This is a genomic window from Rhodopseudomonas sp. (assembly GCF_048594845.1).
GTDB lineage: Bacteria > Pseudomonadota > Alphaproteobacteria > Rhizobiales > Xanthobacteraceae > Rhodopseudomonas.
In genome coordinates, this window is record NZ_JBMDXE010000023.1 from 16397 (window position 1) to 28050 (window position 11654).

Below are 11654 nucleotides of genomic sequence, written 5' to 3' on the forward strand. Positions count from 1 at the left end.
TACAAAAAATCCGCTCCTGAGACAACTCTTCGGACACCATTTCCGAACCATTTGCCGCGCCGCCGTGTCCAAGAGGGGCGGCGCGTTGTGTTCGGCGCGCGGGCACGCGAAGATGCGAATCTGATGGATCGGCGATCGACATCGGGCCGTGATGGCCAGCCGGGCGGGCCGGCACGCCCGAACAGGTGCGGGCCGCGCCATCAGCGCGTCATTTTACAGGCATTTTCTATCGTCTTGGAACGCGGCAGTCGTTCGCGGCAGGGGAGTTCGACATGAACGGTTGGGTTCGCACCATGGCGCTGTGCGCCGCGCTGGCGCTCGGTAGCGCCTCTGCACTGGCGGCCGACAAGGCCTTCAAACGCGACGACCTGGCGGATTCGGCGATCAAGCTCGAGGCCCAGATCAAGAGTGAAGCGGGGGCGGTCGCTAAGCCGGCCGCCAGCTTGAAGGCCGATGCTGACGCCGCCTTGCGGCGCGGGGATTACCGCACCGGACTGCAGATCATGGGACAGATCGCGGCGGTGGATCCGGCCGACGGCAGCAACTGGCTGCGGCTGGCCAAGACCGTGTTCCAGATCAAGGCGCCGACCAGTTCCGAACAGACGTTCCTGCTCGAGCGCGCCTCGACCGCCGCCTACATCGCCTATCAGCGGGCCGGCAATGCCGGCGAGGAGGCCGAGGCGCTTGCCGTGCTCGGCCGGTCGATGGCCGACCGCCGGCTGTGGCGGCCGGCGCTCGATACGCTGCGGCTGTCGCTCGACCTGCGCGAGGTCGCGGACGTGCGCGGCCGCTACGAGAAGCTGCGCGACGATCACGGCTTCCGGCTGCTCGATTACACTGTGGATTCGGATTCGGCGTCGCCGCGGGCGTGCTTCCAGTTCTCCGAGGATCTCGCCAAGCGCACCGACTTCGCGCCGTATCTGGCGCTCGCCGGCACCGACAAGCCGGCGCTGACGTCCGAAGACAAGCAGCTCTGCGTCGAAGGCCTCAAGCACGGCGAGCGCTACAACATCAACTTGCGCGCCGGCCTGCCGTCGAGCGTCAAGGAGACGCTGCCGAAATCGGCCGAGTTCAACATCTATGTCCGTGACCGCAAGCCGCTGGTGCGTTTCACCGGCCGCGCCTATGTGCTGCCGCGCACCGGCCAGCGCGGCATCCCGCTGGTCAGCGTCAACACCCCGACCGTGTCGGTGCAGGTGTTCCGGATCGGCGACCGCAATCTGATCAACACCGTCGTCGACAGTGACTTCCAGCGCACGCTGAGCCGCTACCAGCTCGACGATCTCGGCAGCCAGCGCGGCGCCAAGGTGTGGTCGGGCGAACTCGACACCGCGCCGGCGGCGCTCAACGCCGACGTCACGACGGCCTTCGCGGTCGATCAGGTGCTCGGCGAGCTGCAGCCCGGCGTCTATGTGATGACGGCTGCGCCGAAGGCGCCGGTGGCCAACACCGACGATGACGGCCAGCTCGCGACGCAGTGGTTCATCGTCTCCGATCTCGGCGTCACGGCGTTCTCCGGCAATGACGGCATCCACGTCTTCGTCAATTCGCTGGCGTCGACCGATCCGGTCGGCAAAGCCGAGGTCCGGCTGATCGCCCGCAACAACGAGATCCTCGCCACCCGCAAGACCGACGAGTCCGGCCATGTGCTGTTCGAGGCCGGGCTGGCGCGCGGCGAGGGTGGCATGTCGCCGGCGCTGCTGACCGTGACCGGCGAGAAGGCCGACTACGCCTTCCTCAGTCTGAAGACGAACGCCTTCGACCTGTCCGACCGCGGCGTTTCCGGCCGCGCGGTGCCGGCCGGGGCCGACGCCTTCGTCTACGCCGAGCGGGGCGTCTATCGCTCCGGCGAGACCGTGCACCTCACCGCGCTGCTGCGCGACGGCCAGGGCAATGCGCTGGTCGGCGGACCGATGACGCTGGTGGTGGAGCGGCCGGACGGCGTCGAATATCGCCGAGCCGTGCTGTCCGATCAGGGCGCGGGCGGCCGTAGCCTCGATGTCGCGCTGAACTCGGCGGTGCCGACCGGCACCTGGCGGGTCCGCGCCTTCACCGATCCGAAGGGCGCCAGCATCGGCGACACCACTTTCATGGTCGAGGACTACGTCCCGGATCGGATCGAATTCGATATTTCCACCAAGGACAAGCAGATCAAAGCTGATGCTCCTGTGGAACTGAAGGTCGATGGCCGCTTCCTGTACGGCGCGCCGGCCTCGGGCCTCGCGCTGGAAGGCGACCTGCTGGTAGCGCCGGCCGATGGACGGCCCGGCTACGCGGGCTATCAGTTCGGCGTCGCCGACGAAGAGACCACCAGCAACGAGCGCACGCCGCTCGAGAACCTGCCGGAAGCCGACGCCAATGGCAGCGCGACCTTCCCATTGGTCCTGCCCAAGCCGCCGTCCTCGACGCGGCCGCAGGAAGCGCAGATCTTCATTCGGATGCGCGAGGCCGGCGGCCGTGCCGTGGAGCGCAAGCTGGTGCTGCCGATCGCGCCGTCGGCGCCGATGATCGGCGTCAAGCCGCTGTTCACCGAGAAGAACGTCGCCGAGGGCGACAATGCCAAGTTCGAAGTCGCCTTCGTGGCGCCCGACGGCACCGCGCTCGCGCGCTCCGGCCTGCGCTACGAGCTCTTGAAGATCGAGTCGCATTATCAGTGGTACCGGCAGAACTCGTCCTGGGACTACGAGCCGGTGAAGTCGACCAAGCGTGTCGCCGACGGCGACGTCTCGGTCGCCCCGGGCAAGCCCGGCCAACTGTCGTTCCAGCCCGAGAGCGGCCGCTACCGGCTCGACGTCAAAACCGCTGATGCCGACGGCCCGATCACCTCGGTGCAGTTCGATGTCGGTTGGTATTCTGACGGCTCGGCCGACACGCCGGACCTGCTGGAGACCTCGGTCGACAAGCCCGAATACGGCTCCGGCGACACCGTGACGGTGACCGTCAACGCGCGCACCGCGGGCCTCCTGACTGTGAACGTGCTCGGCGACCGGCTGCTGACGACGCAGTCCGTGGCGGTGAAGCAGGGCTCGTCGCAGGTCAAACTGCCGGTCGGCAAGGACTGGGGCACCGGCGCCTATGTGGTGACGACGCTGCGCCGGCCGCTCGATGCTACCGCCCAGCGCATGCCCGGCCGCGCCATCGGCGTGCAGTGGGTGTCGATCGACAAGAAGGCCCGCACGCTCGCGGTGACGCTGTCGCCGCCGGCGCTGGTACGGCCGTCGACGACGATGAAGCTGCCGGTCAAGCTCGGCGGGCTCGCGCCCGGCGAGGACGCCAAGATCGTGGTCGCCGCGGTCGACGTCGGCATCCTGAACCTGACCGGCTACAAGCCGCCCGCGCCGGACGATTACTATCTCGGCCAGCGCCGCATGACCTCGGAGATCCGCGATCTCTATGGGCAGCTGATCGACGGCATGCAGGGCACCCGCGGCCAGATCCGCTCGGGCGGCGACTCCGCCGGCGCCGAGCTGCAGGGCAGTCCGCCCACGCAGAAGCCGCTGGCGCTGTATTCCGGCATCGTCACCGTCGGGCCCGATGGCTCCGCGGAGATCAGCTTCGACATTCCGGATTTCGCCGGCACCGCGCGGGTGATGGCGGTGGCATGGACCGCCACCAAGGTCGGCCGTGCCAATGTCGACGTGACCGTGCGTGATCCTGTGGTGCTGACCGCGACGCTGCCGCGCTTCCTGCGCAACGGCGACCGCGGCACGCTGGCGTTCGACCTCGACAATGTCGAAGGCGCGCCGGGCGACTATGCCATCACGGTCAGCGCGACTGGTCCGGTGAAGCTCTCGGGAGCCGCCTCGACCACGATGAAGCTCGCCGCCAAGCAGCGCGGTTCGGCGTCGCTGGCGATCGATGGCGGCGGTGCCGGCACCGCGGCGCTCGCCGTCGCGATCAGCGGGCCGAATGGGCTGTCGTTGACCCGCAGCTACGCGCTCGACGTTCGTCCCGCCAACCAGACGCTGGCGCGACGGTCGGTCCGCACGCTCGCCAAGCAGGAGAGCCTGACGCTGACCGGCGACATGTTCTCCGACCTCGTGCCGGGCACCGGCAGCGTGTCGCTGTCGGTCAGCCAATCGACCGCGCTCGATGCCGCCACCATCCTGAAGGCGCTCGACCGCTATCCGTTCGGCTGCTCCGAGCAGATCGCCAGCCGCGCCTTGCCACTGCTCTACGTCAACGATCTCGCCGCCGGCGCGCATCTGGCGATGGACACGGCGGCCGATGAGCGGATCCGCAATTCGATCGATCGGTTGCTCGCCCGCCAGGGTTCGAACGGCTCGTTCGGGCTGTGGTCGACCGGCGGCGACGATGCCTGGCTCGACGCCTATGTCACCGACTTCCTGACCCGGGCCCGCGAGAAGAACTTCGTCGTGCCCGACGTCGCGTTCCGTAGCGCGCTCGACCGCATCCGCAATGCGGTCGTCAACGCCGAGGAGCCGGAGAAGGACGGCGGCCGCAACCTCGCTTACGGGCTGTACGTGCTGGCCCGCAACGGCGCCGCGCCGATCGGTGACCTGCGCTATCTCGCCGACACCAAGCTCGACAAGCTGGCGACGCCGATCGCCAAGTCGCAGCTCGCGGCGGCGCTGGCGCTGGTCGGTGACCGCACCCGCGCCGAACGGGTCTATGCGGCGGCGGCCGGCGATCTGGCGCCAAAGCCGGTGATCCAGTTCGGCCGCGTCGATTACGGCTCGGCGCTGCGCGACGCCGCCGCGCTGGTGTCGCTCGCCAGCGAAGGCAACGCGCCAAAGGCGACGCTGACCACCGCCGTTCAGCGCGTCGAAGCGGCGAGGGGGCTGACGCCCTACACCTCGACGCAGGAGAACGCGTGGCTGGTGCTGGCGGCGCGGGCGCTCGCCAAGGAGCCGATCAGCCTCGATCTCAACGGCAGCGCGATCAAGACTGCGCTGTATCGCAGCTACAAGGCCGACGAGGTGAAGACCGAAGCGGTCAAGATCGGCAACGCCGGCGATGCGCCGGTGCAGGCGGTGGTGACGGTCAGCGGTTCGCCGGTGACGCCGGAGCCGGCGGCCAGCAACGGCTTCAAGATCGAGCGCAACTACTTCACGCTGGCCGGCGAGCCGGCCGACATCACCAAGGCGAAGCAGAACGATCGCTTCGCGGTGGTGCTGACGATCACCGAAGCCAAGCCGGAGTTCGCCCATGTGATGGTGGCGGACTATCTGCCGGCCGGCCTCGAGATCGACAACCCGCATCTGGTGTCGTCGGGTGATGCCGGCACGCTGGACTGGATCGAGAACGGCCAGGAGCCGGTCAACACCGAATTCCGGGACGACCGCTTCACCGCCGCGATCGATCGCAACACCGAGGACAAGGCGGTGTTCACCGTCGCCTACGTGGTCCGCGCCGTCTCGCCCGGCAAATACGTGCTGCCGCAAGCCGTTGTCGAGGACATGTACAACCCGTCCCGCTACGGCCGCACGGGCACCGGCACGGTGGAGGTCAAGGCGGCGAAATGAACGAGGAGCCGACCAACTCCGATCCGGCGGCCCTCGTGGCTTCGTGTCCCGGGCGCGGTGCAGCACGCAGTGCTGCTCCGCAGACCCGGGACCCCGGTTCGGCGCTTGACGTCACCGGGCCCCCGGATCAGCAGCGCACCACGCCGCAAGAGCGGCGCACTGCGCTGCATCCGGGGAACGGGCGCCTGTTACGACGTGCTGTTTTCGCGGTCTTGGCGATCATTGCCGTGTCGATCGGCAGCCTCGTAGCCTACGCTGTCTCCCTCGGTCCGCTTCCGCTTGATGAAGCGCGGATGACGTCCGTCACCGTGGTCGATCGCCACGGCAAGCTGCTGCGGGCCTATGCGATGGCCGATGGGCGGTGGCGTTTGCCGGTGGATGCGACAAGCGGCATCGATCCGCGCTATCTGCAGCAACTGCTCGCCTATGAAGACAAACGTTTCTGGTCGCATCACGGCGTCGACCCGCTGGCGGTCGGCCGCGCGGCGCTGCAGTTCGTCACCGACGGCCACATCGTCTCCGGCGGCTCGACCATCACCATGCAGCTGGCGCGGCTGCTAGAGCCGCGGCGCCAACGCTCGATGATGGCGAAGCTTCATCAGATGGTGCGCGCCGTCGAACTCGAACGCCGGCTCAGCAAGCAGCAGATTCTCGATCTGTATCTGACGCTGGCGCCCTATGGCGGCAATCTCGAAGGCATCCGCGCCGCCTCGATCGCTTATTTCGGCAAGGAACCGAAGCGGCTGTCGCTGTCGGAGTCCGCGCTGCTGGTGGCGCTGCCGCAGTCGCCCGAGACGCGCCGTCTCGATCGCCATCCGCAAGTGGCGCAAGCGGCGCGCGACCGCGTGCTGGCCCGGATGGTCGAGGATGGCGTGGTCAGCGCGGAGGACGCCGCGCAGGCGAGGGCGGTGCCGGTGCATCGCCAGCGCAAGCCGATGCCGATCCTGGCGCCGCATTCCGCCGATCAGGCGACCTCCGCCGTGAAGGACTCGCCGGTGATTCGGCTGACGCTCGACGCCGGCATCCAGCGCGCGCTGGAATCGCTGGCGCGCGACCGGGCGCTGGCGCTCGGCCCCGACATCTCGATCGGCATCCTGGCGGTCGACAACGAGTCGGGCGACGTGCTCGCCCATGTCGGCTCGGCAGACTATTTCGACGACCGCCGCGCCGGGCAGGTCGACATGACCCGCGCGGTGCGCTCGCCCGGTTCGACGCTGAAGCCGTTCATCTATGGCCTCGCCTTCGAGGACGGCTTCGTCCACCCGGAGAGCCTGATCGACGACCGGCCGGTGCGGTTCGGGGTCTATGCGCCCGAAAACTTCGACATGACGTTCCAGGGTACGGTGCCGGTGCGCAAGGCGCTGCAGCTGTCGCTCAACGTGCCGGCGATCGAGCTGCTCGACCGCGTCGGCGCGAGCCGGCTGGCGTCGCGGCTCAAACAGGCCGGTGCCGGGTTGGTGCTGCCGACCGGTGAGGCGCCCGGGCTGGCGATGGGGCTGGGCGGCGTCGGTATACGTCTGGCCGATCTTGTGCAGCTCTACAGCGGGTTTGCCCGTCTCGGCAATGTCGTGCCGCTGCAGGAAATCGCCAGCGACTCCAAGGCCGAACGCGAGACTCTGCGTCTGATGGATAAAGTCGCGGCCTGGCAGGTTGGCAACGTGCTGCTCGGCACCCCGCCGCCGGAGAACGCCGCACGCAACCAGATCGCCTTCAAGACCGGCACGTCATACGGTTACCGCGACGCTTGGTCGGTCGGCTTCGACGGCAAGATGACGATCGGCGTCTGGGTCGGCCGACCCGACGGCGCGCCGGTGCCCGGCCTGATCGGCCGCCTCGCTGCCGCTCCGGTCCTTTTTGATGCCTTTGCTAGAACCGGGCAGCTGCGAACGCCGTTGCCGAAGCCGCCGCGCGGCACGCTGGTCGCGGGCAACGCCCAACTGCCGCTGCCGCTGCGCCGCTTCAGGCCGGCCGGCGATCTAGTGCGGACCGGCAGCGAGCAGGCGCTGAAAATCCAGTTTCCGTTGAACGGCTCGCGGATCGACGCCGTCAGCCAGGCTTCGACCGGGGCGCTGCCCGTCAAGGTTGCTGGCGGGGTGCTACCGATGACCGTGATGGTCAACGGCATTGCCGCCGGCGAGATCGACGGCCGACGCCAGCGGCTGGTCGCGCCGCCGGGGCCGGGCTTCGTCCGTGTCACCGTGATGGATGCGGTCGGCGCAGCAGACACAGTCGTGGTGAGAATCCAGTAGCCACCCCGGCCAAGTGGTTGTCCGCCTATCGGTTTCAGCGTATGCGAAGCCGATGATCCAAACCTCCGCATCAGCCCGTTTCGGTGCCCCTCGCGAGCCCAGGAAGGCCATGGACCCCGGTCGCGTGCTCGTCGCCGTGCTGGATTTCGTGTCCGTCAGCCACCTTCGCGCGGTGGTGTTTCTGGCGCTGGTCGGACTGGTGTTTTTCCTGCCGGGGTTCTTCAACATCCCGCCGATCGATCGCGATGAAGCGCGGTTTGCGCAGGCCACCAAGCAGATGGTCGAGACCGGCGACTTCGTCGACATCCGGTTCCAGGACGAAGTTCGCTACAAGAAGCCGGTCGGCATCTACTGGTTGCAGTCCGCGGTAGTCGAGATTGCCTCGAAGATGGGCCTGCCGCGCGCCGACGTCCGAATCTGGCTGTACCGTGTGCCGTCATTGCTCGGCGCGATCGGCGCGGTGCTGATGACCTATTGGGCGGCGCTGGCGTTCATCGGCAGGCGCGGCGCCATTGTCGCGGGACTGTTGCTGTGTAGCTGCATCCTGCTCGGCGTCGAGGCGCGGCTGGCGAAAACCGACGCGTTCCTGCTGTTCACCGTCACCGCTGCGATGGGTGCGATGGCGCATGTCTATCTCGCCTGGCAGCGCGGCGACGACCGTTACAAGTCCTGGGCGACGCCGGCAATCTTCTGGACCGCGATAGCGGCGGGCATCCTGCTCAAGGGGCCGCTGATCCTGATGTTCATCGCGCTGACGGTGATCCCGCTCGCGATCATCGACCGGTCCGCGGCCTGGCTGTGGCGGCTAAAGCCGATGATCGGCGTGCCGTGGGTGCTGCTGCTGGTGCTGCCGTGGTTCCTCGCGATCTTCCTGCGCGCGGGCGACACCTTCTTCGCCGACTCCGTCGGCGGCGACATGCTCAGCAAGATTGCCAGCCCGAAGGAGTCGCATGGCGCGCCTCCCGGCCTGTACTTCCTGCTGTTCTGGGTGACGTTCTGGCCCGGCGCGCCGCTGGCCGCGATGGCGGCGCCCGCGATCTGGCGCGCGCGCCGCGAGCCGGGAGCGCAGTTCCTGCTGGCTTGGCTGATCCCATCCTGGATCGTGTTCGAGATCGTCATCACCAAGCTGCCGCACTATGTGCTGCCCTTGTATCCGGCGATCGCCATCATGACGGCCGGCGCGATCGAGCGCAGCGTGCTGTCGCGCTCCTGGCTCACCAAGGGCGCGGCGTGGTGGTTTGCAATTCCGGTGCTGGTGCTGTCGCTGGCGATCGTCGGCGCGATCATTCTTACGCGGCAGCCGGTGTTCCTGGCCTGGCCGTTCATTGCGGCATCGCTGATCTTCGGGCTGTTCGCGTGGCGGCTGTTCGACGAGAACCGCGCGGAGGCGTCCCTGCTGAACGCAGCGCTGGCCTCGCTGTTTCTGATGACCGCGACGCTCGGTGTGGTCGTGCCGAAGCTGCGGCCGGTGTTCCCGAGCGTCGAAATCGCCCAGGCTTTGCGCAAGGTCGTGTGCGTCGGACCCAAGGCCGCCGCAGTTGGCTACCACGAGCCCAGCCTCGTTTTCATGACAGGCACAGATACGCTGCTGACCGACGGCTCGGGGGCGGCCGACTTCCTGCTTGGCGGAAGCTGCCGGTTCGCATTGGTCGAAGCGCGTAGCGAGCGGGCCTTCGCGGCGCGCGCCGAGGCGATCGGGCTGCGCTACAACGTGGCGACGCGGATCGACGGCTACAACTTCTCGCAGGGGAAGCCGGTGTCGATCGCGATCTTCCGGTCGGAAGGCACGCAGTAAAATGCGGCCGACCGAGCGCGGCGGAGCGCGCAGCTATCCGGTGGAACTAGCCACGTTGATCGGGCAGTCGCTGGCGCGGCTGGTGCGCGAGCCGTCGCATTCGCGGCGTGCCGACGCCGGCCGCCGCTGGGCGCGTCACACATTGCTGATCGCCGCGATCCTCGCCGCCGCCGTCGTTTTCCTGATGGTGGCGATCGACTCGTTCGAAATCGGGCTGATGCCGGCGCGCGGTACGGCCAGCCTGTGGCCGCTCAAGATCCTCACCGATTTCGGCAAGTCGGCCTATGTGCTGTGGACGATGATAGCGCTGCTGGTAATCGTCGCGCTGCTGCTGCCGCTGACCAGAGGCGTGCAGCGCGTGGTGATGATCGGGATCGGCACCCGGCTGCAATACGTGTTTCTGTCCGTACTGCTGTCGGTCGCGGCCACCGAGGTGCTCAAAGGCATGATCGGCCGTGGCCGTCCGTTCGTCGGCGGCCCGGCGAATCCTTTCAATTTCTCGGTCTTTGCCTGGGGCGAACCCTATGCGAGTCTGCCGTCCGGGCATGCAACCACCGCGTTCGCGCTGGCGTTTGCGGTCGGTGCGCTGTTCCCGCGTCTCAGGGGCCTGATGTTCGGCTATGCGGTTGTGATCGCGCTGACCCGGCTGGTGCTGCTGGCCCATCATGCCAGCGACGTCGTCGCCGGCGCCATGGTCGGAACGATCGGCGCGATGGCTGTGCGCTACTGGTTCGCGGCGCGCCGGCTGGCCTTCACCATCCGCACCGACGGCACCATCGAACCGCTGCCGGGACCATCCTGGGATCGATTCAAAAAGGTTGCCCGGGGCCGCGAGGCCCCATAAGAAGCGGTCGCGCCTGAGCGCGCCCGGCCGCGCCTTCCTGACGGCCCCGGATTGTTCCGAACCATGCCTGAATCCATGTCAGACTCCGGTGCGCCGCTTGCGGTGTCCATTGTGGTGCCGGTGCGCAACGAAGCCGACAATGTCGCGCCGCTGATCGCCGAGATCGCCGCCGCGCTCGACGGCCGCTGGGCCTACGAGATCGTCTATGTCGACGATGGCTCGACCGACGCGACGCCGCAACGTCTGGCGGACCTGCGCCGCGAGCGGGCCAATCTGCGCCAGATCCGTCACGCCAAATCCTGCGGCCAGTCGGCAGCGGTCCGTACCGGCGTGCGGGCGGCGCGCGGCGCGGTCGTGGCGACGCTGGACGGCGACGGCCAGAACAACCCGGCCTTCATCCCGGACCTGATCCGCGCCATCGAGCAGGGCGGCGACCGCGTCGGGCTGGCCGCCGGGCAACGGGTCGGCCGCAAGGACACCGGCTTCAAGAAGCTGCAGTCCAAGGTCGCTAACAAGGTGCGCGGCGCGATCCTGAAGGACGGCACCCGCGATTCCGGCTGCGGCTTGAAGGCGTTCCGCCGCGACGTGTTCTTGGCGCTGCCGTATTTCGATGGCTTGCATCGCTTTCTGCCGGCGCTGGTCCGCCGCGAAGGCTACGACGTGGCTTACGTCGACGTGGCCGACCGGCCGCGGCTGTCGGGCGTTTCGAACTATGGTTTCTTCGACAGGCTGTGGGTCGGACTGATGGACCTGGCCGGCGTGTGGTGGCTGATCCGTCGCAAGAAGGCCGTCCCGGCCGCGACCGAGGTGATTTGATGCTGATTTCTTACGGCCAGGCGCTCGGCGACTACATGTACGATGTGTTCGTGGCGAAGTTCGACTTCTGGCTCGCCTTCGGCCTCGTCGCGCAACTGCTGTTCACCGCGCGCTTTCTGGTGCAGTGGATCTCCAGCGAGCGCGCCGGCAAGAGCGTCGTGCCGATGGCGTTCTGGTTCTTCTCGATGGGCGGCGGACTGATGACGCTGATCTACGGCATTGCCAAGCGCGAGCCGGTGATCATCCTCGGCCAGTCTCTTGCGACGGTGATCTACATCCGCAACATCATGCTGATCATCAAGAACCACTCGCGCGGCTCGGAGAGCGTGCCGAACTAAGCGGCCGCGGCGCAGTCACTTCAACGAGTGTTGTGCTCGCGCTTGCACTCAAGCCTCTCGACGTCATTGCGAGCCAACGGGTCGGCGCGAAGCGCCGCCCGATGACAGGCTCCGCGAAGCAATCCA

6 protein-coding genes are annotated in these 11654 nt (G+C 67.8%); all 6 read left to right on the top strand.

From position 1 onward, the window contains the following. Positions 1-272 precede the first annotated feature (272 nt). On the top strand, positions 273-5486 hold the full coding sequence (locus ACOJTD_RS01415) for an alpha-2-macroglobulin family protein (protein ID WP_420131158.1): 5214 nt from the start codon (positions 273-275) through the stop codon (positions 5484-5486). Continuing rightward, a complete protein-coding gene (gene pbpC, locus ACOJTD_RS01420; protein WP_420131159.1) occupies positions 5483-7735 on the top strand; it encodes a penicillin-binding protein 1C in 2253 nt (750 codons plus the stop codon). The genes ACOJTD_RS01415 and pbpC overlap by 4 nt, the downstream gene beginning before the upstream one ends. A gap of 52 nt (positions 7736-7787) precedes the next feature. After that, positions 7788-9530 carry an ArnT family glycosyltransferase gene (locus ACOJTD_RS01425; protein WP_420131160.1) on the top strand — a complete coding sequence of 581 codons (1743 nt, stop codon included), beginning with the start codon at positions 7788-7790 and terminating at the stop codon, positions 9528-9530. A gap of 1 nt (position 9531) precedes the next feature. Further along, positions 9532-10374: a phosphatase PAP2 family protein gene (locus ACOJTD_RS01430; RefSeq protein WP_420131161.1), complete on the top strand. Its 843-nt coding sequence runs from the start codon at positions 9532-9534 to the stop codon at positions 10372-10374. 63 nt (positions 10375-10437) lie between these two features. Continuing rightward, positions 10438-11190, top strand: coding sequence for a glycosyltransferase family 2 protein (locus ACOJTD_RS01435; RefSeq protein ID WP_420131162.1), 753 nt, complete (start codon positions 10438-10440; stop codon positions 11188-11190). Continuing rightward, complete coding sequence (locus ACOJTD_RS01440; protein ID WP_420131163.1) at positions 11190-11528, top strand: lipid-A-disaccharide synthase N-terminal domain-containing protein; 339 nt, start codon at positions 11190-11192, stop codon at positions 11526-11528. The genes ACOJTD_RS01435 and ACOJTD_RS01440 overlap by 1 nt, the downstream gene beginning before the upstream one ends. Positions 11529-11654: the final 126 nt, after the last annotated feature.

Coding starts and splice junctions, on each gene's coding strand:
- ACOJTD_RS01415 (WP_420131158.1), top strand. CDS start 273: ATGAACGGTTGGGTTCGCACCATGGCGCTGTGCGCCGCGCTGGCGCTC.
- pbpC (WP_420131159.1), top strand. CDS start 5,483: ATGAACGAGGAGCCGACCAACTCCGATCCGGCGGCCCTCGTGGCTTCG.
- ACOJTD_RS01425 (WP_420131160.1), top strand. CDS start 7,788: ATGATCCAAACCTCCGCATCAGCCCGTTTCGGTGCCCCTCGCGAGCCC.
- ACOJTD_RS01430 (WP_420131161.1), top strand. CDS start 9,532: ATGCGGCCGACCGAGCGCGGCGGAGCGCGCAGCTATCCGGTGGAACTA.
- ACOJTD_RS01435 (WP_420131162.1), top strand. CDS start 10,438: ATGCCTGAATCCATGTCAGACTCCGGTGCGCCGCTTGCGGTGTCCATT.
- ACOJTD_RS01440 (WP_420131163.1), top strand. CDS start 11,190: ATGCTGATTTCTTACGGCCAGGCGCTCGGCGACTACATGTACGATGTG.